The 25,507-nt window shown below is 53.4% G+C and carries 18 protein-coding genes; 17 read left to right on the top strand and 1 reads right to left on the bottom strand.

Features of this window, described 5'->3' with window-relative positions:
• Positions 1-113 precede the first annotated feature (113 nt).
• From L6H70_RS11195 to L6H70_RS11140, 12 genes are all read left to right on the top strand, one after another.
• On the top strand, positions 114-674 hold the full coding sequence (locus L6H70_RS11195) for an RNA polymerase sigma factor (RefSeq protein ID WP_236332771.1): 561 nt from the start codon (positions 114-116) through the stop codon (positions 672-674).
• Complete coding sequence (locus L6H70_RS11190) at positions 634-2,289, top strand: DUF4179 domain-containing protein (RefSeq protein WP_236332770.1); 1,656 nt, start codon at positions 634-636, stop codon at positions 2,287-2,289. Before L6H70_RS11195 ends, L6H70_RS11190 begins: the two co-directional genes overlap by 41 nt.
• Positions 2,290-2,459: 170 nt before the next feature.
• Positions 2,460-3,011 (top strand): DNA-3-methyladenine glycosylase I, encoded by a 552-nt coding sequence (locus tag L6H70_RS11185; RefSeq protein WP_236333257.1) that lies wholly within the window; start codon positions 2,460-2,462, stop codon positions 3,009-3,011.
• A gap of 109 nt (positions 3,012-3,120) precedes the next feature.
• The gene (gene prmA, locus L6H70_RS11180; RefSeq protein WP_236332768.1) at positions 3,121-4,170 is read left to right on the top strand and encodes a 50S ribosomal protein L11 methyltransferase; all 1,050 of its coding nucleotides are present in this window, start codon (positions 3,121-3,123) and stop codon (positions 4,168-4,170) included.
• Between the two features lie 2 nt (positions 4,171-4,172).
• On the top strand, positions 4,173-4,865 hold the full coding sequence (locus tag L6H70_RS11175) for a site-2 protease family protein (RefSeq protein WP_236332765.1): 693 nt from the start codon (positions 4,173-4,175) through the stop codon (positions 4,863-4,865).
• Between the two features lie 150 nt (positions 4,866-5,015).
• Entirely contained in the window at positions 5,016-5,780 is a 765-nt protein-coding gene (locus L6H70_RS11170) for an RsmE family RNA methyltransferase (protein WP_236333255.1), read from the top strand.
• A gap of 3 nt (positions 5,781-5,783) precedes the next feature.
• Positions 5,784-7,127: a tRNA (N(6)-L-threonylcarbamoyladenosine(37)-C(2))-methylthiotransferase MtaB gene (gene mtaB / locus L6H70_RS11165; protein WP_236332763.1), complete on the top strand. Its 1,344-nt coding sequence runs from the start codon at positions 5,784-5,786 to the stop codon at positions 7,125-7,127.
• A gap of 158 nt (positions 7,128-7,285) precedes the next feature.
• The gene (locus tag L6H70_RS11160; protein ID WP_236332760.1) at positions 7,286-7,723 is read left to right on the top strand and encodes an NUDIX hydrolase; all 438 of its coding nucleotides are present in this window, start codon (positions 7,286-7,288) and stop codon (positions 7,721-7,723) included.
• A 328-nt stretch (positions 7,724-8,051) separates the two neighbouring features.
• Complete coding sequence (locus L6H70_RS11155) at positions 8,052-10,301, top strand: Ig-like domain-containing protein (RefSeq protein ID WP_236332758.1); 2,250 nt, start codon at positions 8,052-8,054, stop codon at positions 10,299-10,301.
• Between the two features lie 113 nt (positions 10,302-10,414).
• A complete protein-coding gene (locus L6H70_RS11150) occupies positions 10,415-10,984 on the top strand; it encodes an ECF-type riboflavin transporter substrate-binding protein (protein ID WP_236332756.1) in 570 nt (189 codons plus the stop codon).
• 97 nt (positions 10,985-11,081) lie between these two features.
• Complete coding sequence (locus L6H70_RS11145; RefSeq protein ID WP_236332754.1) at positions 11,082-12,788, top strand: ABC transporter ATP-binding protein; 1,707 nt, start codon at positions 11,082-11,084, stop codon at positions 12,786-12,788.
• A complete protein-coding gene (locus L6H70_RS11140; protein ID WP_236332752.1) occupies positions 12,785-13,603 on the top strand; it encodes an energy-coupling factor transporter transmembrane component T family protein in 819 nt (272 codons plus the stop codon). The genes L6H70_RS11145 and L6H70_RS11140 overlap by 4 nt, the downstream gene beginning before the upstream one ends.
• Before the next feature lie 90 nt (positions 13,604-13,693).
• Here L6H70_RS11140 and L6H70_RS11135 read toward each other — a convergent pair whose 3' ends face one another.
• On the bottom strand, positions 13,694-14,686 hold the full coding sequence (locus L6H70_RS11135; RefSeq protein ID WP_236332750.1) for a Na/Pi cotransporter family protein: 993 nt from the start codon (positions 14,684-14,686) through the stop codon (positions 13,694-13,696).
• Between the two features lie 98 nt (positions 14,687-14,784).
• On the opposite strand from L6H70_RS11135, the gene L6H70_RS11130 reads away from it, so the two are divergent.
• From L6H70_RS11130 to L6H70_RS11110, 5 genes are all read left to right on the top strand, one after another.
• The gene (locus L6H70_RS11130) at positions 14,785-16,185 is read left to right on the top strand and encodes a class I SAM-dependent rRNA methyltransferase (RefSeq protein WP_236333253.1); all 1,401 of its coding nucleotides are present in this window, start codon (positions 14,785-14,787) and stop codon (positions 16,183-16,185) included.
• A 160-nt stretch (positions 16,186-16,345) separates the two neighbouring features.
• Entirely contained in the window at positions 16,346-16,798 is a 453-nt protein-coding gene (locus L6H70_RS11125) for a MarR family winged helix-turn-helix transcriptional regulator (protein WP_236332748.1), read from the top strand.
• 24 nt (positions 16,799-16,822) lie between these two features.
• Positions 16,823-17,341 carry a spermidine/spermine N(1)-acetyltransferase gene (paiA, locus tag L6H70_RS11120; RefSeq protein ID WP_236332745.1) on the top strand — a complete coding sequence of 173 codons (519 nt, stop codon included), beginning with the start codon at positions 16,823-16,825 and terminating at the stop codon, positions 17,339-17,341.
• A 241-nt stretch (positions 17,342-17,582) separates the two neighbouring features.
• On the top strand, positions 17,583-21,107 hold the full coding sequence (gene addB / locus L6H70_RS11115) for a helicase-exonuclease AddAB subunit AddB (RefSeq protein WP_236332743.1): 3,525 nt from the start codon (positions 17,583-17,585) through the stop codon (positions 21,105-21,107).
• Positions 21,104-25,273, top strand: coding sequence for a UvrD-helicase domain-containing protein (locus tag L6H70_RS11110; protein ID WP_236332741.1), 4,170 nt, complete (start codon positions 21,104-21,106; stop codon positions 25,271-25,273). The genes addB and L6H70_RS11110 overlap by 4 nt, the downstream gene beginning before the upstream one ends.
• Positions 25,274-25,507: the final 234 nt, after the last annotated feature.

Genomic DNA, 25,507 nt, shown 5'->3' with positions numbered 1-25,507 from the left:
GCCTGCTTCCTGCCCTGGTCAAAGCAGCGGTAAATGTTTATGCTCAGAGAAATGAACCTTTTCCGGAGCCGGATTGTTAAATAGACAGATCACACAAGAAAGGAGGGCCAGAATTGCAGAGCAACCGGGAATTATTTGAAGCCTATAACAAAGCTGTATACCGGACCTGTTACTACATGGTGCATGATGCGGCTGATGCCGAGGATCTGTGCCAGGAGGTGTTTATCACCGTTTTTCGCAGCCACTGGCAGGATGTCGAGCATGTCCGGGCATGGATTATGAAAATAGCGGTCAACGCCTGCCTGAATCATCTGAAACGCTCGCGCAGCCTGCAGCAGAAGGTCACACAGAATCTGCATCTTTGGAACGGAAATAGTGAAACTCCGGTAGAGCGGCTGATTGAACAAAAGGAGACGGAGCTGGAATGGGCAGGGTACTTGTCCAGGCTGCCTGTGAAAATCCGTGCGGTGCTGACACTAAGATACATGCATGATTTCAGTCTGGCTGAAATCTCAGAAGCACTGTCCATACCGCTCGGTACAGCGAAATCAAGACAGCACAAGGGCCTGAAAATGATGAGGCGGATTCTGCTGGAAGCCGGAATACAAGATGAAGAATGGAGGAGAGCCCCCTTTGAAGAAGCTGGAAAATATGCTGAAGCATCAGTTAAATGAAGAAATCGCCGTTAACTATCCGGATTTCGATAGCATGTGGGGCCGGGTAGAGCAGGCGACAAATACTGTACCGTTAAAGACGGATGCAGCTGGGGGCGCTGGTTCGTACCGTGTGAAAAACTGGCGCAGGGTAATGGTCGCAGCCTCCCTTAGTGCGCTGCTTGCTGCCGCCCCGGTATATGCGGCTATTCAATATGACTGGGGAAATCTGCTGCGCGACAGGGAAGGTGTCCAAGCTGCGCTTGACCAGAATCTGGGCCAGCAGCTGGGTCAATCTATCAGCAGGGACGGGGTAACGCTGACGCTGCGAACGGCAATTGTCGATGAGAACCGGACTGTGATTCTATATAGTCTGGATGTAGGGAAACGGGCGGATCAGGAGTTTTGGAATGTAAAAGGCCTTTCCTTAAAGGATGAAAAAGGAAACAGCAGCGAGGGCGAGTACAGCTACCAGCAGTGGGATGAAAAAAACCAGCGGTACAATGGCTATTTTGAGAGTGACTGGACCTCAAAGTCGGAGGAAGCTAAGGTTACTTTGACAGCGGCAGCAGTGCAGTCCTTTACTCAAACGGAGCAGGAACTCTCTCTTGACAGTGGCTCTTCGGCGCTCCAGACCTTCCAGATCGGGCAAGAAGGTATGCAAAGCCTGGAGGTACAGCCTTTTACCCAAAGTGACGGTAAGCTGCTGCTGTCTTCGGCAGTCATTTATGATAATCCACAGGCGAAGGAGTGGACGTACCCGCAGATTGTTGCTTACAAAGGAGGTAAACTGGTGAATTCGATACCCGGTACCTTTGGCGCGCCTGGGGATAACGGTGAATACACCATGAAGCAATATTTTAAGACTGCTGAGGTTCCCGAAGGACAGACCGCCTACAAGCTGCAATATACCAAGCTGGAACAAAATATTACCGGACCATGGTCTTTCGATCTGCAGTTAAGTAAACAGCAAATGGAGAGCGGAACGATCAAAACGGCGCTGAATCTTCCGCTGGAACCGGGCGATACAGTGAATACTATTGAGAGTATGGTGGTTACACCCACCCAGATCCGGGTCTCTGTTAAAGTGAAAAATAAGAACTATTCGCAGATTCCCTATCATAAAGTAGAACTTGAGGTCGGCGGCAAAACGCTGGAGGGGTTGTATTACAGCACAAGGAATGATCCTTCCTTATCGACCTTCAGCTTCGAGCGTCCGGGTGATCTCGTGATCGGCAAGCAGACGCCGGTTACCTTCGTCGGCAGATACAAAGTTACTCTTCATGGCGATGACAAGACCCCGCTACAGCTGACTAATATCTCTGCTGACAAACAGACGCTGATCCGCGATACCGGCGGCTACCCGGTGAAATGGACCTATTACATGCAGGGAAGTGATTTGTTCGTAGAGACGCAAAGCGATGACGCCCGTTTCGGCGGAGTCAACCAAACCCATATCAATTTGGGTAAAGATCGTATTCTGGGCAAGCCGGTTACGACCAATTTTACCGGAGACGGAAATAACAAAGCTATCGACGTCTATAAGAATTTCAAAGGGACAGAAGCTTCGATCTATATGTTCTTTTACACGACCGATGAGCCGGAGAAAGAGACGCGGGTACAGCTGCAGCCTTAAACTCTGCCGACTGTTCAGACTCATAATGAAATTGAATTTAAGCCGTCCGATACCCTAATGCAGGGGCGGGCGGTTTTTTTTGATATGATATTATAGAATATTATTATGGTTGATGCAGACCGACGCTTGTATAACAGCTTGAGAGACAAAGGAGAGGACAAGCTTTGAAGATCACACGCTGTGCCTGGGTTAACGAAGACCCGCTCTATATCGCCTACCACGACGAAGAATGGGGCAAGCCGCTGTACGATGACCGGAAGCTGTTCGAGCTGCTGATGCTGGAAGGCATGCAGGCCGGACTGAGCTGGTATACCGTGTTGAAGAAGCGGGAGCATTTCCGGAAAGTCTTCGACGGATTCGATCCGCAGAAGATTGTCCAGTATGATGAAGCAAAAATTGAATCATTGATGCAGGATACGGACATTATCCGTAACCGTCTGAAGATCAATGCCATTCTGCGGAACGCGGAGGTCTATTTGCAGATTTGCCGGGATGAGGGTAGCTTTGCCGGTTACCTGTGGAGCTTTATCGGAGGAAAGCCGTTGATTAACGGGTGGAAGACACGTTCCGAGGTTCCGGCTACCACCGCCCAGTCTGACGAGATGAGCAAGGCGCTGAAGAAGAAGGGCATGAAGTTTGTCGGCTCTACGATTTGTTATGCGTTTATGCAGGCCTCGGGCATGGTGAATGACCATACGGCTGACTGCTTTTGCCGCCGGTGAAATAACGGAACTATCGCACAGAAGTCGCGGTTTTGGCGCTACCTATAGAAGAAATGTTATACTGTTAAATATTCAACCACTGCATATTATTTTAGGAGGACCTACACACATGTTATGGCATGAACTGACGGTACATACAACAGAAGAGGCACAGGAGATGATATCCAATCTGCTGTATGAAGCCGGAGCAGGCGGTGTTTCCATTGAAGAGTCAGGAACACTGAGTAAAATTAGAGATACACGGTACGGCGAATTATACGACGAGCCGCTGAATGATATTCCGATCGGTGAAGCTGTGATTAAAGGTTACTATGCCGAGACGGTTTCGATGGACGATGTGATCTCGGAAGTCGCACCGCGTGTGGAAGAGCTGCGGGAGTTCGGGATTGATCCCGGCAAAGCGCTGATCTCCTGGAAAACCGTGGACGAGGACGAATGGGCTCATGCCTGGAAGGCGTATTTCAAGCCGCTGCGTGTATCGGAGCGTCTGACCATTAAACCTACCTGGGAAGAATATACACCAGCTGGCCCGGATGAGAAAATTATTGAAATCGATCCCGGCATGGCCTTCGGAACAGGTACGCATCCTACGACAGCGCTGTGCCTGCGTGCACTTGAGAAGAGAATCAGCGGCGGCGAGGAAGTAATCGACGTAGGAACGGGATCCGGTATTCTGGCTGTGGGTGCGGTTCTGCTTGGAGCAAAGTCTGTACTTGCACTGGATCTTGATCCGGTCGCGGTAGAAAGTGCCCGGGAAAATGTGGTCCTGAACAGACTGCAGGCATCGGTTACGGTAAAAGAAAGCGACCTGCTGTCGCTGCTTGGCGGCGAAGGCGCAGCGGATACTGCAGCGGCAGATATGTGGCCTGCGGCAAGACCCGGCTATACGAATGCGCAGGAGACTGAAGCTCCGGCAGATTCGGGCCTTGGAGTGACACTTCCTGTTAAGCTGATAGTGGCTAACATTCTGGCGGAGATTCTTGTGCTGTTCACAGATGATGTATTCCGTGCACTGCAGCCGGGCGGGATTTATATTACCTCCGGCATCTATAAGGATAAGGAAGGTCTTGTGACACAGGCACTTGAGGCTTCCGGTTTTGAGATTATGGAAATTACCCGTGAAGAAGACTGGGTGGCAATTACAGCCGGAAAGAGGTAGAGATGGATTCATTGGATCGTATTTTAGTATATCCCCTGCAGCAGCTTCCGTTTTTTCTGATTACAATTGTGATCGCATTTACTGTGCATGAGTTCGCTCACGCCTACTTTGCCAACAAATTCGGTGATCCGACGGCAAGACTGCTGGGCCGCATGACACTGAATCCTGCCGTTCATTTTGATCTGTTCGGTATTATATTGCTGCTCATTGCCGGATTCGGCTGGGCCCGTCCGGTTCCGGTGAACCGCGACAATTTCAGCCGCCCGCGGCTGATGGGGGTTATTGTATCTGCTGCCGGACCGATCAGCAATCTGCTGCTTGGTATTCTTGGTGCGCTGATCTATGCGGCACTTTTTGCAACGGGCGTAATGGAATCGATAACGAATGAGCAATTGTTAAGAGCGATATACTGGTTCTTCGGAATGTTTATTCCGTTCAATTTCTTCCTGTTTGTGTTCAACCTGATTCCGCTGCCGCCGCTGGACGGCTACCGGATTGTGGAAGACATCGCCCCGGGTCCGATCCGCGGCAAATTACAGCAATATGAACAGTGGACGGTCTTTATCTTCTTGTTGATCATCTTCATTCCCGGACTGAGCGCTTATACCATCCGGCCGCTGAACACATGGTCACAGCAAATTGCTACTGACTTTATCAATCTGTTCCTCAAGCTGTTCGGATATGGAGCACTGTAACAGGGGCTGTTCACAGACAGGCAAACGTTGTATGATGTAATGTGTTATTTTTAGAGGGTTTACATGTGCGTAAGGAGCGGCGGCCGGAGACCTGGACAGCAGGAACGCCGCCGTTTTTACGCTGAATAATCGAACAGAATGAGGTTGAATATGCAGCGTTATTTTGTAGCACCCGAGCAGTTTGGCACGGATCAGGTGAGCATTGGGGGCGAAGATGCCCGACATATCGCTAAGGTCATGCGCGGTAAGGCGGGGGACAAGCTGATTGTAAGCGATGGCGTCTCCCGTGAAGCCCTGGTGGAAATTGCATTGATTGAAATTGGCGAGGTTGTAGTGAACATCCTGGAACCCCTGGAGATGACCCATGAGCCGCGTATCAAAATCACGGTGGCCCAGAGTCTGCCTAAGGGCGACAAGCTGGAAACGGTCATTCAAAAATGCACCGAAATCGGTGCGGTGGCCTTTGCCCCCTTCCTCTCAGAACGTACCATCGTGCAGTATGATGAGCGTAAGGAGAGCAAGCGGCTGGAGCGCTGGCGCAAAATCACCAAGGAAGCCGCCGAGCAGGCACACCGGAATATCGTGCCGGCCGTGCTTTCACCGCTAAGCTGGAAGCAGCTGCTACAGAGCTTCAGCGGGTACGATGCGGTATACTTCTGTTATGAAAAGGAAGAAGGCCTGCAGCTGCGCAGTGCCGCTGCTCCTTGGCTATCCGCGCTCCCTCCGGAGTCTGCGGGCAAGGTCATGATCGTCGTTGGACCCGAAGGTGGCTTCAGCCCGGAGGAATGCCGTGCGGCCGAAGAAGCCGGGGCAGTATCCGTTGGACTTGGAAGCCGTATTCTGCGCTGCGAGACAGCAGGTATGGTCGCTGCAGCATGTATTCTATATGAATCCGGAGAAATGGGGGGAGCTTGAACAATGCCATCCGTAGCATTTTATACTTTAGGTTGTAAAGTCAATTTCTATGACACTGAAGCCATCTGGCAGCTTTTCAAAAATGAAGGTTACGAGCAGGTGGATTTCGAGGGCTCTGCCGATGTGTATTTGATCAATACCTGTACAGTAACGAACACCGGCGACAAAAAAAGCCGGCAGATGATCCGCCGCGCCGTGCGCCGCAACCCGGAGGCCATCGTAGCTGTAACGGGCTGCTATGCGCAGACCTCTCCCGGCGAGATTCTCGATATTCCCGGCGTCGATCTGGTCATCGGCAACCAGGACCGTGAGCATATTATGACCCATGTCAAGAATATACAGGAATCCCGCCAGCCGGTTAATGCCGTGCGCAATATTATGAAGACGCGTGAATTTGAGGAGCTGGATGTGCCTGGCTTTGCCGACCGGACGCGGGCCTTTATGAAAATTCAGGATGGCTGTAACAACTTCTGCACTTTCTGCATTATTCCGTGGTCGCGCGGACTGTCACGCAGCCGTGACCCGAAATCCATCGTTGCCCAGGCGCATCAGCTGGTTGAGGCAGGCTACAAGGAATTTGTACTCACCGGGATTCACACCGGAGGCTACGGCGATGATCTGGACAACTATCGTCTCGCTGATCTGCTCTGGGAGCTGGACAAAGTGGACGGGCTGGAGCGGGTGCGCATCAGCTCGATTGAAGCCAGCCAGATTGACGAGAAACTGCTGGATGTGCTGAACCGGAGCTCCAAAATGTGCCGCCACCTGCATATTCCGCTCCAGGCCGGACATAACGATGTACTCAAAGCTATGCGCCGCAAGTATACGACTGAGGAATATTACGCCAAAATGCAGCTGATCCGCCAGGCCATGCCGGATGTCGGCATTACAACCGACGTAATCGTCGGCTTCCCAGGTGAGACGGAGGAAATGTTCCGTGCCGGCTATGACTTCATGAAGGCCGTGAACTACTCCGAGATGCATGTATTCCCGTATTCGAAGCGGACAGGCACACCGGCTGCGCGGATGCTAAACCAGGTCGATGAAGAGATCAAGAATGCCCGTGTTCAGCAGCTAATCGACCTCTCCGAGGAGATGCAGCTTGCGTATGCCCGTAATTTCGTCGGCAAGACCGTATCGGTTATTGCCGAGCGGTCCGCCAAAGATGCACCGGGCCGCAGCATCCAGCACGGCTTCAGTGACAATTACCTTCAGGTATTCTTCCGCGGCGATGATTCGCTGCAGGGTGAGCTTTGCCAGGTGAAAATTACCGAAGCCGGAGTCAATGAATGTAAGGGCGAGCTGGTAGGCATCAGCCGGACTGAGCTTCGTTCAATCGCACACTAGCATCTATAGATGGCCGCAAGCAAGGATTTCATTTCCCGCGGGAGATGAAGTCCTTCTTGCTATCTGATGGTGCAAAACTAAGCGAATGCTTCCGAAGCGAGTTTTGACGCTGATGATTCAGTGATGCTATGCTACAAAACTTTTAAGGAGCTATCAACATGGCGCATAAGCAAATTTCAGCGGGTGGCGTGGTGTACCGGAGAGGCAGCGGGCAGCTGGAAATACAGCTGATCGTGGACCGCTACGGCAAAGTGGCGCTGCCCAAAGGCAAGATGGAGGACGGGGAGACCGTAGAGGAGACGGCGCTGCGGGAAATCCGTGAGGAGACAGGCACCGTCGGAATAATCAAGGCACCCATCGATATTATTAAATATACTTTTCAGCATCCGTTGCACGGTAAAGTCGATAAGGAAGTCCATTACTTCCTGGTGGAAGCGGTGGGCGGGGTGACCAAAGCGCAGGCTGAAGAGATTAACGCCGTGGAATGGCATGAGCCGGAGGCAGCCTGGGAGCGGGGGAAGAGCAGCTTATACGCTAACAACGTGCCTATTCTACAAAAGGCACTGTCTATGCTTACCCTAAAATTTACTATATAAGAGGAACTTTAAAATATGAGAAAAGGAGAGCAATGGAGGGGGATTTTGGAACTGTAGGAGCGTCAGCGTCCGCCTTTGTCTTCGGATTTCTACCGCTAAAAGCGGTTAAAATCAAGAAATCTGAAGACAACAGCGGCCGGAAGTCCAAATATTCACCGGAGTTGCGACTGATCCTGTACTCTAATATTTTTGTTCATTTTATATAGTAACAAAGTCCCGAATTCATTCGAAACTGAAAATTAAGTAAACACTTCAGGCGTAATTGTCGATATAGTGGAAGAGTGTGGTAATTGACCACCGATAAACTTACTGCCTAAGGAGAGAATAGATGACTGTGTACAGGAAAATGACGAAAATGCTCCTCATTATGATATTGCTCGCTGCCGTAGCTTTTCCGGTAAACGTCTTTGCAGCTACAGGCGATACCATCTCAATCGATTTCGACAGTTCGGCAAAAGTAGAGCTTACCGTGGGACAGACACCCAAACAAATCAAAGTCTATGCCAGTCTGGAAGGGTCCTCCTCTAAAAGGGATGTAACAGCTGCTTCGACTTGGGTATCCTCGAATACTAATGTTGTCACAGTACTCAACGGCCTGCTCAAACCGGTAGCAACCGGTACGGCGATGATCACGGCTACATACAACAATGCGGTAGCCACTCTTGAGGTGTCCGTTACCCATCCGTATAAGGAATTAACTCTGGAGTACAGCTCCGGCGGAAATTATAAATTAGGCGACAGCGAAGAAACGCTGCAGGTCAAAGCTAAAGCAACAGGCGGCGAATCGGCTACTTCGGTTAAGGAGGTATCCGCCGATGCCGACTGGAGCAGTTCCAATGCGGGAGTGCTGACTGTCGATGATGGACAAATCACACTGGTGGGAGAAGGAACGGCCACCATTACGGCTAAATACAAAGGCTTGACTGCATCATTCAAAGCAGAGGTAGGGCTGCCGTATTCAGCGATTGTACTGAAAGTGAAAGATGCCACTGACGTTGTCCAGGAGCTGGAACTGCTGGTCGGAGATGACCCGGTGGAATTGACAGCTATGACTCAAGCAACGGAGAGCAGTAAGGAAGAATCTGTTACGGGTCTGGCCGAATGGTCAAGCTCGAATGAGAGCGTCGCAACTGTAAAAGCCGGAACAATCACCGTGCTGGCTTCCGGAAAAACAGTAATTAAAGCAAGCTACCTTGGGGTATCCAAGGCAGTGGATGTATATGTCCGTTCTCCTTATGAGGCGATTCTATTGACGCCTTCGGATGACCAGACTCTTTTCCTTGGTGAAAGCCTGAAGGTTATGGCGAAAATGAGAAATGCCGCTAACTCAACCCAGAACCAGTCTGCGGATGCAACATGGACTTCGGACAATCAGCTGGCAGTGACGGTGGCAAAGGATGCTACAGCATCAGCAGATGCCGCCGCGGCGACTGTTACCGCCAAAGCCGTTGGATCGGCAGTGATTAAAGCAGAGAACCTGGGTGTCAGCAAGACGCTCAAAGTGACTGTGTATCCGACAATTACGGATCTGACACTTGAGAAGTCCGAGCAGGAAATGTATACATCCGATACCCTTACCCTGCCGAAAGTAAGCGGCACTAAGCTGGACGGTACCAAGCTGGATATCAGCCCGGAAATCGTATGGACTTCTGCCAATAATGAGATCGCTGAGATTAAAGACGGCAAGCTTGCTGCGGTCAAAGCAGGGACAGTAACCATTACCGGCAAGATCAAGAAGGGCAATGTCTCCTTGCCGGGCTCGGAAGTGCGCGCGAAGAGCGTCGAGCTGAAGGTGACAGTCCTGAACAAAGTCCTGATCCTGATCGGGCCTGAAGACGGACTGGGACTGGTTATTGGTGAAGAGCAGCCGCTGCCGTCAGTGAACGCAGTGCTCGAAAATGGTGACGAGCTTGATGTCTCCGGTACGATTGCCTGGGAGGTTACCGGAACGAATGCCGTGATTAAACAAATTGCTAGCGGCAAAGTGATCAAAGGCTTGACCAAAGGTACAGCTACCCTCAAAGGTACCTATGCCAACAAGACCATCAGCATTCCGGTAACGATTGAGCAGAAGGTTGTGAAGCTGGTTGTAGAGCCTGCTACACTGGAATTGAACGTCAAAGCATCCAAAACTATCAAAGTAACCGGGTTTTTCGCTAACGGCAAGTCGGCGAACTTCTCCGGCGGAATGGACTGGGAATCCTCCAATCCGGAAGTGGCTGCAGTGAAGGGAACATCGGTTAAGGCTATGGCCGAAGGCACGGCAACGTTGACTGGTTCATACCAGGGCATTACCGCTACAGTCAAAGTCACCGTAGTTCCTAAGCTGGTCAAGCTTACTGTAAATGAGTCTAAACTTGCTCTTGCTGCCGGATCCTCCCAGAGTGTAGTCGTGACGGCACTATATGATACCGGCAAAACTGCCAATGTCACAGGAAGTGTAGTCTGGACAAGCTCCAAACCATCTGTGGCGAAGGTGAATGCATCCGGAACGATTACAGCAGTAAGCAAAGGAACAACGTCAATTAAAGGCAAGTGGAACAACAAAACGGTAACGGTATCCGTTACCGTAAAATAAGCAACATAAAGATCTGCAGAGCGGCTGTTACAGCGCTACGCAGATCTTTTTTTAATAAATCTATAGTAATCCCTAGTAAACCGATGTATAATTCCTAAAAATACATAAGGGAGATGAAGCAGGTGGCCAAAAAAGATATATTATCTATCAGAACGATTGTAGCGGTTGGAATCGGTTCGGCATTATTCGTAATTTTGGGAAGGTTCGGTTCAATTCCCCCCGGCATTCCGAATACGAATATTGAGACCACTTATGCGCTGCTTGCATTGTTCGCATTGTTGTACGGACCCGTTGCCGGACTGCTGATCGGATTGATCGGCCACACGCTGAAGGATGCCATTTTTTACGGTTCCCCCTGGTTCAGCTGGGTAATCTCCTCAGGGCTGGTCGGGCTGATTATCGGCCTGCTTGTGGCTGGAATCTCTATACAGGACGGGGAGTTTGGCAGAAAAGAAATCATCCGGTTCAATCTCGCCCAGATCGCAGCAAATGCCATTGCCTGGTTCGCTGTAGCACCAACGCTGGATATACTCATTTATGCAGAGCCGGCGAACAAGGTGTTTACGCAAGGACTGATCGCCGGAGCGGCAAATATTGTAACCGTGGGGGTCATTGGCACACTGCTCGCAGCAGCCTATGCTAAGACCCGGACCCGGCAGGGAAGCTTAAGAAAGCTGAACTAACATAGGATTTAACAGAAAGCCGGTGACAATCACCGGCTTTTCTGTTGAAATAGAGAAAATACAGATTCATGATACAGCTGAAAAAGGAAGATCAATTATGAGTAAAGTGGTTATTGAATTTACGGATTTCAGCTTCACCTACCGTGCTCAGCAGGAGCCGACGCTGCGCGGAATAACCTTGAGCATAAACGAAGGGGAGAAGGTGCTGATCGTTGGCCCTTCCGGTTCCGGCAAGAGCACCCTGGCCCATTGCATCAACGGGCTGATTCCCTTTTATTACCCGGGAGAAATGAGCGGCAGCCTGCGGATTATGGGACAGGAGCAGAGCGCACTCAGCATCGCAGGATTAGCGGAAATAACGGGAACGGTGTTGCAGGACCCGGACGGCCAGTTCGTCGGCCTTACTGTTGGTGAAGATATCGCCTTTGTACTGGAGAACGGGGCAGTGCCTCAGCTGGAGATGACGGAGCGGGTAGAGGCTGCGGCCAGAGCTGTTGATATTCACGAGCTGCTGGCTGCTTCACCCCAGGAGCTGTCCGGCGGACAAAAGCAAAAAACCATGCTCGCTGGTGTCCTAGTCGGCAATGTTGATATTTTGCTGTTCGACGAGCCGCTGGCCAGCTTAGATCCATACACCGGGACCAAGACGATTGAACTGATTGACCGGCTCCAGAGGGAAACCGGTAAAACGGCAATTATTATTGAGCATCGTCTGGAAGAGGTGCTGCACAGGCCGGTGGACCGGATTATTGTGATGAAGGACGGGGCAATTGCCGGTGATCTGCCTGCGGCGGAGCTGCTAAGCTCCAGTCTGCTGGCTGAAGCGGGCCTCCGGGAGCCGCTGTATCTGACGGCACTCAAATATGCAGGTCTTGTGATTACTCCAGACATGCAGCCTCAGCATCTGGATCAGCTCCGGATGGAGGGACATGCAGACAGGCTTCAGCAATGGATGGACAGTTGTGCGGAGGAAGCGGAGGTTCTGGAGCCTTCCCCGCTGCTTGAACTGAAAGAGGTTTCCTTTGGTTACGAGCGGGATACGGAGGTGCTTCACCGGCTGTCGCTGACCGTTAACCGGGGCGAAATGCTGGCGATCGCCGGGAGAAACGGGGCCGGCAAGTCGACGGTATCGAAGCTGATCTGCGGCATTTACCGCCCGTCCTCAGGAGCGATTCTGCTGAACGGACGGGATATCAGCCGGGATACGATCAAGGAGCGGGCAGAGAAAATCGGTTTTGTCACACAGAACCCCAATCACATGATTTCCAAGACGCTTATATACGACGAGATTGCACTGGGGCTGAGGCTGCGCGGAATTCCGGAGGACATCATTCGCGGACGCGTCCACGAGGTGCTTAAGGTATGCGGGCTGCATGAATTCCGCGAATGGCCGGTTTCTGCACTCAGCTATGGGCAGAAGAAACGGGTTACGATCGCTTCTATTCTAGTGCTTGAGCCTGAGGTGATCATTTTGGATGAACCGACCGCGGGGCAGGATTACCGGCATTACAATGAAATGATGGAATTTCTGCGGGGCTTGAACAGCCGGGGAATTACGGTGATCATGATCACGCATGACATGCACCTGATGCTGGAGTATGCGCAGCGGACCATCGTACTGGCGGACGGGAAAAAGCTTGCCGACGACCGGCCGGAGCGGATTCTGACGGACCGTGCCGTGGTAGAGCGTGCCAACCTGAAGGAAACTTCGCTGTTTACCTTGGCGTTAAAGGCGGGAGTGGGACAGCCGGAAGAGCTAGTCCGCCGGTTTATTGCTTTTGACAGGAGGGTCCGCCACAGATGAAAGCCAAAATGCTGACGTTTACGAATCAGAATTCACCGGTACACCGGCTGACGGGGGCAACGAAGCTGATTGTGTTTGCAGTCTGGTCGGTTTCGGCAATGATTACATATGATACCCGGTGCCTGATTCTGATGCTACTATTCAGTCTAGTGATCTTCAGGATCTCGCGGGTGCGATTTCAGGATTATGCCTTTGTGCTCTACTTCATTCTGCTCTTTTTCTTATTGAATCAACTGGCGATCTTTATCTTCTCTCCGCTGGAGGGAACGCGGATTTACGGCACACGCCACGATCTTTTTCATCTGGCAGGGAGATATACTGTAACAGCTGAGCAGCTGTTCTATCAGTTCAATATCGCGCTGAAATATGCCGTGGTCATTCCGATGGCGCTGCTGTTCCTGCTGACGACAGATCCCGGTGAATTTGCCTCGTCCCTAAACCGGATCGGAGTTCATTATAAAATCGCTTATTCCGTATCGCTGGCTTTGCGCTATATTCCCGACATTCAGCGGGATTACGAGAATATCGCCTTCTCCGCGCAGGCCCGGGGGATTGATATTTCCCGAAAGGAGAAGCTGCCGGCACGGCTGAGGAATATCGTGTCGATTCTGCTGCCGCTGATTCTGGCAAGTATTGAGCGGATTAGCACGGCGATGGAGCTGCGCGGCTTCGGCAACGGCAGGAAACGGACCTGGTACCGGGGCCGTCCATTCACCCGAAGTGACTATCTCGCCTTAGGAATGATTCTGGCTATTGCTGCAGGATCGACAGTGGTTACCTTTTACGATGGATCAAGGTTCTACAGTATCTTTTAAACTGGAGAAACCATTAGTATTGCAGGGCGGTTTGAAGTATAATAATACGGCGATTAAGAAGGCTTCCGGCAGGAAGCCTTCTGTGCAGACTTATGTGCGGCTGAGGCGCTGTTCGATTCTGGACCAGAGCGGCAGGTAGCACAGCGGCAGGACCGCGAGTGAGCAGACGACGTTGAAGATCGTCTGGGCATGGGCGAGCTGCGAGGCAGGGCCGCCGCCAAGCGCAGCGGAAAGGCTCTGGAGCGGCCCGATAAAGGGCAGGAACAGCAGCGCGCCGCCGACATTGAGCGCTACATGCGATCCGGCAACAAACTTGCCGGAAGCCGATCCGCCGATGGCGGCGATGACGGCGGTGACGCAGGTGCCGACGTTCGCGCCGAGCACAATGGCGATACCCAGCTCGGGCGGCATTGTGCCGGAAGCCGCAAGGCCCATTGCCATGCCAATGACCGCCGCGCTGCTGTGCAGCATAGCGGTCAGGCAGGCTCCGGCAGCCAGACCCCACAGCGCGCTGGTCGCCGCATGGTCAAGGAACCAGCGGAACAGCCCGCTGGCCTGAAGAGCCGGGCCGATCGACTGCATGACAGCGATCCCCCACAGCACCAGTGCAAAGCCGGCTACCGCCAGGCTGATGAACTGGAGCGGCCCGGAGATGCGGCGGCAGGCTTCGGCCGCCCGCCAGGAGAAGGGCGGGAGCTCGCCGAGCATGACCGCCGCAGCCCAGAGGCACAGTGCCGCGGTGAGCAGCGGCGCAGCCATCGAGCTGATCTGCAGTCCGATCAGCTCGGTGGTCAGGCAGGTGCCGATGTTGCTGCCGAGAATGATGCCCAGCGTGCGGGCATAGGTTAGCAGCCCTGCATTGACCATGCCGATGGTCAGCACCGTAACGGCAGTGCTGCTCTGCAGCAGCGCCGACAGCAGGCTGCTGGCGATCAGGCCTTTTAAGGGTGTGGAGGTGGCTTTATACAGGCTCCGCGTAAGCAGAGGGCCGGCAAGCCTCGCCAGCGCGGCCTCCATCACCTTCATGCCGGCAAGGAAAATTACAAGGCCGTATATAACAGGGAACAGCAGGTCACGGATCATAAGGACAGGCTCCTTTGAACGGGGGTTGTACACCAATATATGAATGCATTGCAGTGGACATGTATGAAATCATCAACAAGAACAGGGAGTTGAAGTCATTGGCATCGGTTATTCTGGAACGAAACCGCAAAAAAAGACTGGAACAGGGCCACCCGTGGGTGTACGCCAGCGAGGTAGCCTCAGTGGACGGAGATCCACAGGCCGGCGCTTTGGTGGATGTGCTTACACATCAAGGACGCTTTCTCGCGGCAGGTTATTACAATCCGGCTTCGCAGATCCGGGTACGAATTGTATCCCAGGCCCCGCTGGCGGCAATGGATACGGCATTCTTTATCGAACGGTTTACGAGCTGTCTGCAGCATAGGGAACGGTTTCTGCCGGGAGCAGATGCGTACCGCTTCGTCTATGGGGAAGCAGATTTTCTGCCGGGTCTGATCATTGACCGGTTCGGCGAGATTCTGGTCGTGCAGCTGCTGACACTGGGCATGGACAAGTGCCGTACCGAGATTGTGGAGGCGCTGGTGCAGGTAATGGCTCCGCGCGGCATTTATGAACGCAGCGATGTTTCTGTACGCGAACTGGAGGGACTGGAGCAAAGAACCGGCGTATTGTACGGGGAGTGCCCGCGCCACATTACGGTAAGCGAGAATGGTCTGAAGGTCATCGTCGATATCGAAGAAGGACAGAAGACCGGTTATTTCTTCGATCAGCGCGAGAACCGGGCTTCTATTGCTCCGCTGATCAAGGGCTGGGGCGGACGCAGCGGAATTACGCTGCAGGAAGTAGAGACGGAAGACGGGGACATGAAGACTCTTCCGGTCAATAAAAGCGGTAAGCCGGTCACCTTCCCATACTGGGACGGGGCGACAGTGCTGGAATGCTTCGCGCATACGGGCAGCTTCACGCTGCATGCCTGCAAATACGGTGCGAAAAAGGTAACCTGCCTGGATGTTTCCGCGCATGCGATTGAGAGCGCCAAAGCGAACGTGGAGCTGAACGGATTCACGGACCGCGTGGAGTTTGTCGTAGATGATGCTTTTGCTTTTCTGCGCAATCAGGTAAAAGGCTTGGAAGAGCGTTCTGAGCGGGCAACGGGTACAGGGGAAGCCAAGTCCGGCGGTAAGCCGGCGGCCAAAACAGATACAGCGAAGCCGATGACAGCCGGCGGCGGGCGCACCTGGGATGTCGTCATTCTTGACCCGCCTGCGTTTGCCAAAACCAAAAGCGCTGTAGCAGGAGCCTGCCGCGGTTACAAGGATATCAACCTGCACGGCATGAAGCTTGTCAACGAGGGCGGATACCTGGTAACGGCAAGCTGCTCGTACCATATGCAGCCGCAGCTGTTCCTGGATACCATTGCTGAAGCGGCGAAGGATGCGGGTAAAGTACTGAGACTGATTGAATGGCGGGCCGCAGGCAAGGATCATCCGCAAATCCTCGGTGTGGACGAAGGACATTACCTGAAATTTGCGATTTTTGAAGTGACCAGCAAGAAATAATGCAGCCGTAAGGCTGGGTAGACAAGAGTCTCCGGAAGCGGAGGCTCTTTTTTTACTATAACTCTATTAGTTTGTTGTAAATACAACAAAATTAGAGTAAATTTAGTTCAGGGAATTTTTATTGTATTTGCAACAAAAATCTGTACTAAGGAGTTCTACTATGAAGGAAATTCTTCGGGAAATTGGAATGATAGCAAGGGCCTTAGATTCGATAAGTAATATAGAATTCAAAGAATATGACCTTACTAAAGGGCAGTATTTGTACCTGGTTCGCATTTGTGAGAACCCGGGGATCATTCAAGAAAAGTTAGCCGAGATGATAAAAGCAGACCGGACAACAGCAGCCCGTGCGATAAAAAAACTTGAAATGAACGGTTTTATTGAAAAGAAAGCGGATGAGCATAACCTCAAAATTAAAAAACTTTATCCGACAGCACAGGGACAACAGGTATATCCTTTTATAAAAAGAGAAAATGATTATTCAAACCTCGTTGCATTAGCGGGTTTCTCCGACAGTGAAGCCGAAGCCATGGCCGGATTTCTTCAAAGAGTAAGAAAAAATGTGGAGAAAGACTGGGAATATGTAAAAAAGGGAAACAAGAGAGATTATTGATAATACAAAGGAGTGTTCTATTGAATGACCATAGAGGTTAAAAAGTGTACCCTTGCTGATTTACACAACCTTCAAAAGTTAAGTTATGAAACCTTTAATGATACTTTCAAGCATCAGAATTCACCGGATAATATGCAGGCCTATCTGGAAAGGGCATTTAACTTAAATCAACTGGAAAAGGAATTATCCAACCGCTTTTCACAATTCTTTTTTGTTTTTTTGAATCATGAGCTCGCCGGCTATCTAAAGGTTAATACGAATGGGGCCCAGACTGAAGAAATGGGTGAGGAATCTCTTGAAATCGAGAGGATTTATATAAAAAACACCTTCCAAAAACATGGTCTTGGCAGATATATGCTTAATAAAGCTAAGGAAATTGCTATAGAACATCAACTGGAGAGTATTTGGTTAGGCGTATGGGACAAGAACGAAAATGCGATTGCCTTTTATAAAAAAATGGGGTTTGTTCAAATGGGAGCCCACTCTTTTTATATGGGTGATGAAGAACAAACCGACTTTATTATGATCCAAACACTCCGGTAACCAGCGCCAGGCTTAACAGGATTGCAATAGACTGGAAATATGAGCAAGCACAAAGGGAATGACACCGTAAGGCGGTCAGGCTCTTTTTGCGTTTTCTACAGGTAAATATTGAGATTTGAAAACAATGGCAAACGTACGTTCTGTTCCGTGGGGTAGAGATATGCTATAATGTTGGGACGAATGCAACACCTTGTGTTGTTATGGATTCACCCCATCTCCGCCACGGAAGGAGTCTACTGCAATGACGGTAAACTTTTTGATCGGCCGCTCGGGCAGCGGCAAGACAACAAAAATATGGGAAGAGGTCTCCTCCCGGCTGGAATCGGAGCCGCTGGGAGCGCCGATTATTGTGCTTGTGCCTGAGCAGGGCTCATTCGGGGCGGAACGGGGGCTTCTGAGCAGCGGGAAAGTGAAGGGCAGCATCCGCGCCCAGACGCTCAGCTTCTCGCGGCTTGCCTACCGGGTAAAGCAGGAGACGGGTGGCAGCGCCAGTCTGCCGATCAGCGAGGAAGGCAAAAAAATGCTGATCTACAAAATCATCAGCCGCCGCAAGGATGAGCTGAAGCTGTTTGGCGCGTCCAGCGACAGGCCCGGTTTCGTCGAGCGGTTAAGCAGCCTGCACACAGAAATGAAGCGGTGCTGTCTGGGGGCTGCGGATCTGGAAGAGCAGTTGTCCGGCATCAGGCAGTCGCCAATAACAAGCCCTATTCTGGCAGGCAAGCTGGATGATCTGCAGCTGGTATTCAGCGATTTGGAGCAGGAAATGTTCCGGCTGTATATCGATGAAGAGGACCGTCTGGCCGAGCTTGCCGAGCATATTCAGGATTCCTCGTATGTCCGCGGCGCTGAGATCTGGGTGGATGGCTTCCATGGTTTTACCCCCCAGGAATTTGTAGTGCTGCGTGAGTTAATGCTGCATGCCTCTAAGGTAACAATAGCACTGACCCTGGACCGGATTTATGCCTCCGGACTGCAGCCTCATGAACTGGAGCTGTTTCATCCGGCGGCTGTGACTTATATCAAGCTGCGCGGGATGGCGGAAGAGGCGGGTCTTGAGGTGTGGGACGAGGTGCTGGCTCCGCAGGTGCTGCCGCGTTTCGCGGACAGTCCTGCCCTGGCCCATCTGGAGCGGGGCTTCGGACGGCGGGCACGCTGGAGCGGAGAAGCTGCACAGGCCAGGGAAGCGATCACCATCAGTGCTGCCTCCTCACGCCGGACAGAGGTTGAGAGCGCACTCCGGGAGATGCTCCGCCTGGCGCGTGAGGACGGGGCGAAATATGGTGAGATGGCCGTGTTTATGCGGAACATCGGCGATTACGAGTCGCTGGTTGCCCCTTTGTTTGAAGATTACGGAGTACCCTTCTTTCTTGACCAGAAGGCCAATGAGCTGCATCACCCGCTGGTGGAATTTATCCGCTCCGCGCTTGATGTGGTGCGACGCCGCTGGCGTTATGAGGATGTGTTCCGCTGTGTGAAGACTGAACTGCTGCTTCCGCTTGACGGCAGTCTGACCCGTGAGGATATGGACCAGCTGGAGAACTACGTGCTAGCCTGCGGCATTCAGGGCTACCGCTGGACCGACGGCAAATCATGGCGGGGGATTCCGAGCCTGTCGCTGGAGGGCGCCAGGGTCGTGGATGAAGTGCTACTGGCGAGAATGGAGGCCTGCCGTGAGGCCATTACAGGCCCGCTGTCTGCGTTTGAGAAACGGGTCAAGAAAAGCCGTAGCGGTCTGGAACTGTGTACAGCGGTGTATCTGCTACTCCAAGAATCGGAGGCAGCGCACAAGCTGGAGAAACGAAGCGCAGCGGCTTTGGAGCAAGGAGAGCCAGTGCTGGCCCGTGAGCACAGCCAGCTATGGGATGCGGTGCTTGATTTGCTCGACCAGATTGCCGAAATGATGGGCGGTGAGCGGCTGGAGTTTGACCTGTTCGCCGGAGTGCTGGAGACAGGACTTGCCGAGCTCCGGATGGGGCTGGTTCCGCCTGCGCTGGATCAGGTGCTGGTCGGAACGATGGACCGGACCAGGACTACGGGCGTGAAGTATGCCTTTTTGCTTGGCTTTAATGAAGGTGTTGTGCCCGCACAGTTCAAGGAGGACGGTATACTCTCCGAGGGTGAGCGGCTGCAGCTGGAGAACAGCGGTATGGAGCTGGCTCCCGGGGCTTCCCGCAAGCTGCTCGACGAACGTTTCCTTATTTATAATGCGCTCACAACGGCCAGCACCAGGCTGTGGATCAGCTATGCAGCAGCAGATGAGGAAGGTAAGGTACTGCTGCCGTCCGAGATTATCCGCCAATTGCATGGCATGTTCCCCGGAGCGCTGGCTGAGCGTTCCCTGTCCGGTTTTCCGCCGGCCGTGTCTCCGGAGGACGCTGCTGCGGGTGAGAACCTCCATCTTAGCTTTATCGGACAGCGGGATCAGACACTGCGCATGCTGATTATGCAGCTGCGGCAATGGCGCCAGGGCGTAGAGATTCCCGGAATTTGGTGGGATGTCTACAACTGGTATATCAGCGGGGATAAGCAGCGGAGATTGCCGCTGGAGCGGCTGCTGGGCTCATTATTCTACCGCAACAGCGGGGTTCCGCTGCGGCGGGATACCAGCCTCAGGTTATATGGAGGCTCAACTCTGCGGGGCAGCGTGTCGCGTATGGAGAAATTCGTCGCCTGCTCCTTCTCGCATTTTGCTTCCTACGGCCTGAGATTGAAGGAACGCCAGCTCTATAAGCTCCAGGCGCCTGATATCGGTCAGCTGTTCCATGCTGCGCTGAGTGATATGGCCAAACGCCTGCAGGAGCAAGGCAGAGGCTGGGGCAGTATGACGGCAGAGGAATGCCGGCGCGAAGCCGGGGCTACGGTGGACAAGCTGTCCCCGCTGCTTCAGGGCGAAATTCTAATGAGCACCAAGCGATACGGATACATTTCCCGCAAGCTGAAGAACATTGTTGGACGCGCCTCGGTTATCCTCGGTGAGCATGCCCGCCGGGGCAGCTTTGAGCCAGCAGGGCTGGAGCTGGATTTTGGCCCGGGCAAAGAGCTTCCCCCGCTGAGAATAGCCCTGCCCAACGGCTGTGTCATGGAGGTTGTGGGCCGGATAGACCGTGTAGACAAAGCCGAGAGCGAGCAGGGGGTACTGCTGCGGGTTATCGACTATAAGTCCAGCCAGAAGGACCTGAAGCTGCATGAAGTCTACTACGGGCTGTCGCTGCAGATGCTGACTTATCTCGACGTGCTGCTCACCTACTCGGAGCAGTGGCTGGGCAGAACTGCGCTTCCGGCCGGAACGTTGTATTTCCATGTGCATGATCCGCTGCTCTCTTCACCGAACGGGCTGAACCGGGAACAGGCGGAGCAGGAGCTGCTTAAGCGATTCAAAATGAAAGGGCTGCTGACCGCTGACCGCGAGGTAGTCTCCCTGATGGATACAACACTGGATAAAGGACATTCCTCGATTGTGCCGGTAGCGCTGAAAAGTGACGGCACCTTCTATAGCAGCGCATCTGTCGCTACACCTGAACAGTGGGGGCATTTGCTGTCTGCGGTACGAACCAATATTACCGAGATCGGGACACGCATTACAGAAGGTGATGTGGCGATCCAGCCGTACCGGATTCAACAGGAAACGGCCTGCACCTTTTGCTCGTTCCGCCCGGTATGCCAGTTTGATGAGGCAGTAGAGGGTAACGGGTACAACAATCTGGGCAAACCCGGCAAAGACGCAATTTGGGACCTGCTGTCCCGCAAAGGAGGAGAGAAGCCGTGACTATTAGAAGTACAATCGAAGAGAAGCCGGAGGGCAGTTTTTGGAGTGATGACCAGTGGCGGGCCATAGCCGGCAGCGGCGACGAAATTCTGGTAGCGGCGGCGGCAGGCTCAGGCAAAACAGCGGTGCTGGTGGAGCGGATTATCCGGAAAATCAGTAACAGCCAGAATGGATTCAGTGTAGACCGGCTGCTCGTCGCCACGTTCACCAAAGCTGCGGCTTCGGAAATGCGCCAGCGGATCCGCGAAGCGCTGGAGCGGAAGCTGGAGGAGGCGGAAGGCGCAACAGGGGAAGAACGGGAAGATACGGATCATTTGCGCCGCCAGCTCGCCCTCCTCGGCAGGGCATCCATTACCACGCTGCACTCCTTCTGTCTGGAGGTCATCCGCCGCTATTACCAGCTCATCCCGATAGATCCCGGATTCCGGATTCTGAATGAGCATGAGGCGGAGATGATGCGTCAGGAACTGCTGGAAGAACTGCTGGAAGAGAAATACGGGGAGATCTCCGAAGACGGAACAGACAGTGTGTTCGTGAAGCTGGCTGACTGGTTCAGCGGGGAACGCAGCGACGATGCGGTGCATTCTCTTGTGCAGCGGCTGCATGATTTTGCCCGCAGCCATCCCTGGCCGTCGGAGTGGCTGCGGGATACCGCAGCTGATTTTTCGCTCCCGGACACGGAGAGTCTGGGACACACGGCATGGGTGCAGAGCATTCTCGCCGAAGCTAAGCTGACGCTGGATGGTGCGGCCAGCCAGCTGATACAGGGACGAGACATCGCTCTGCAGCCCGGCGGCCCTGCGCCGTATGCGGACAGCCTGGCAGAAGATCTTGCCATGGTACGCGGACTGCAGGAGGCGGTGGCCTCACGGCCCTGGGGAGAGCTGTATGATATCTTTGTGGAAATATCGTTCGGCAAGCTGAAGGCCTGCAAGAAGGATTCAACCGACCCCGGACTACAGGAGACGGTTAAAGAACTGCGCGACAATGTGAAAAAGAGCTTGCTTGAGCTGCAAAAATCGCTGTTCGGCCGTCCTGCCGCCTCTTATCTGGCTGAACTGCATGAGGCAGCTCCGCTGATGCAGGAGCTGGCGGAGACAGTCATCGCCTTCGGCGAACGCTACCGTGCAGAGAAGGCTGGCCGGGCGCTTGTGGATTTCAGTGATTTGGAGCATTACTGCCTGCAAATCCTGCGCCATCCCGACTCACAGCCGGGCCGCTCCTTGCCATCGGATGCGGCAATGGAATACCGTGACCAGTTCGATGAAGTGCTGCTGGATGAATATCAGGATACGAACAGCGTACAGGAGGAAATTGTGCGGCTGATCTCCCGGGAATCACCAGGCAACCGATTTATGGTCGGCGATATGAAGCAAAGCATTTACCGGTTCAGGCTGGCTGAGCCGGGGCTGTTTCTGGACAAATATAACAGCTTCAGTCCCGTGAACGCAGCAGGATACGGTGAGCCGGAGGATGACGGGGCCGATATGAATGCTGAGGGTAGGACTGGTGAGAATAGCGGTTCGGGCGGCATGGTTATTGACCTGGCGCGCAATTTCCGCAGCCGGATGGAAGTTGTGAATGCCGTTAATATGATTTTCCGGCAGATTATGGACAAGAGGGTTGCCGAAATCAGCTATGACCAGCGTGCAGAGCTGGTATACGGAGCGAACTTTCCCGGGGCGGAAGAGAAGGGGCCGGATACTTATTTTGCCCCTGAGCTGCTGCTCATCGACCGGGGAGCCTCTAGCGGACGTACCGAGGAAGCCGGAGAAGACGGGGAGCTCCCGGCGCAGGAGAATGAAGCGGCCGAGAGCGAGACGGCGCAGCTGGAAGCACGGGCGATTGCCCGGCGTATATCCCAGATGACCGGGATGACCGGCAGTGCTCCCCTGCTGATTTACGATAAATCGCTGCGCATCATGCGTCCGGTGGTGTATGGTGACATCGTAATTTTGCTGCGCTCTGCCCGGATCTGGACACCGCTGATGATTGAAGAGCTGCGCCTGGAAGGCATTCCGGCCTTTGGCGATCAGAACAAAGGGTATTTTCAGGCGACAGAAGTGGAAATTGCACTTTCTCTGCTGCAGATCGTTGACAACCCGAGTCAGGATATTCCGCTGGCCGGAGTGCTCCGCTCGCCTGTAGTCGGCTTAAGCGAGGAGGAGTTGGCCACAGTACGCCTGTGCAGTAACGGTACCTTCTTTGATGCTCTCCTGGCAGCTGCTGGGGAGCGGCGGGCGGGAAGCGGCGGAGCCGGTTATTTTACCGGACTGGAGCGGGATGAGGATCCTGCTGCGGATGAATATAGGTACGGAAGAGATAGGGTTGAAGCAGAGACTGCCGTATCCCTTGAGTCTTTTTCCGGAGAAGGTTCTGCAGCCGCTGCGGCTGAACAGATTCCGCAGCGGCTGCGGGAGAAGCTGCTGCATTTCCTCGAACAGCTGGACAGCTGGAGGAATGCGGCACGGCAGGGCAGCCTCAGCACATTAATCTGGCGGATATACGGAGAGAGCGGATATCTGGAATGGGTCGGCGGACTGCCGGGCGGATTCCAGCGCCAGAACAACCTCAAAGCGCTGTATGACCGGGCTGTACAATTCGAGAACGACACCTCGGCACGCGGATTGTTCCGTTTTCTCGTCTTTATTAACCGGCTGAGAGAGAACGGGGGCGACCTCGGGGTTGCCGGAGGAAGCGGTGAAGAAGCGGGCGGAGTAAGGATTATGACAATACACAAATCCAAGGGGCTGGAATTCCCGGTAGTCTTTTTGGCCGGAATGGCTAAGCCCTTCAACCGCCAGGACCTGTATTCTCCGTTCCTCATGCATAAGGAGCTTGGTTTCGGACCGCGTTTTGTGGAACGGGAGACTAGAGTCAGCTATCCGACTCTCCCTTACCTAGCCATTAACCGCCGATCACGACTGGAACTGCTGGCTGAAGAGATGCGGGTGCTGTATGTGGGCTTAACCCGGCCGCGGGATAAAATGATTCTCGTAGGCACGCTAAGAGATGTGCCGCGTGCCGTGTCCGCTTGGACCAGTACGCAGAACCGCGAGGAGCTGCTGCTGCCTGACCATCTGCTGGCCAGGGGACGCAGCTACCTGGATTGGGTAGGACCTGCGCTGATCCGGCATCCCGGCGCGGCCATGTTACGCAAGCTGGCCGGGGCGGAAGGCACCGGATCTACTGTGCTGCATAACGACAGCTCCAACTGGAGCATCTCGGTGCAGGACGCTGCCGGACTGGGTTCAGGCGCTTTTCTGGCCGGTGAAGATAACACGGCGAAGAACGAGGAGAAGCGGCTGGTGCTCGAAGCCCTGCGCAAGGGTAAACCCGTGTCTGCCTACGGAACAGCAGCCGCTCCGGAGATTGCCGCCAGACTGGAATGGCAGTATCCGCTGGCTGCGGCTTCCGCCATTCCGGCCAAAACCTCGGTAACAGAGCTGAAGGCGATGCTGTCGCTGCAGGAGCAGCCGTCCTATGACTTGCTGGAGGAGGGGGTTCCGGTCGCAGCCGTGAAAGGACATAAACGGCAAGGCAATGCGGCCCGTACCGAGAGCCTTCATCTGCGGCGTCCCAAATTCATGGAGAAGCGGGGGTTGTCCAGTACGGAACGCGGAACGGCCTACCATACGGTAATGCAGCATATCCCCTTGGAGGGGCCTGTCGACCGTACAATACTGGTAGCCTCACTGGCCGAACTAACCCGGGTGGCTATTCTCAGCGAAGAGCAGGCGGAGGCGGTAGACCTCGGTGAAGTAGAAGCCTTTTATGCCAGTGAACTGGGACACAGACTGCTTCACGCCGAATGGAAGCGCAGAGAGCAGCCGTTCAGTTACATGGTTCCGGCTGGTGAAGCGTATCAGGGACTTGATTATTACGATGAGGCTGAAGGGCTGTCAGCCGTAAACGGCGGTGCTCTTAGCGAAGCTGTACTGATCCAGGGGGTTATTGACTGCCTGTTCCGCGAGGAGGGGCGGCTGATTCTGCTGGATTACAAGACAGATGCCGTGCTGGAGCACCAAGGCGGAGTGGAGACGCTGAAAGAGAAATACCGGTTCCAGCTCGAGCTGTACAGCAAAGCGCTGTATGATATATTAGGCGAGCCGGTCAGCGAGATTTGGCTGTACTTTTTCGACGGCGGACATGCCGTGAAACTATAAATCTATTTTTTTGAATGTGAAATAGAATGACTGCCCCTGATGAATGAGCAGCTGCCTGCACTGAGCCGAATCCCCTTGGGGTTCTGCTGGGTGCGGGCGTGTTCTATTGCACTTTGTGCAGCAGATAGCCCCCTAACTCCGTTCGGGAATTGAATTTATTGTATGTTGTGCACTAGAATCTTGAGGGTTAGGCGATTTTGTACTATAATTCTGAATTCTATTGTACGGAGTACA

The sequence above is a fragment of the Paenibacillus auburnensis genome, assembly GCF_927798115.1.
Lineage (GTDB): Bacteria > Bacillota > Bacilli > Paenibacillales > Paenibacillaceae > Paenibacillus_AQ > Paenibacillus_AQ auburnensis.
Note: the sequence above shows the minus strand (reverse complement) of the source record. Positions and strands in the feature narration are given on the sequence as shown.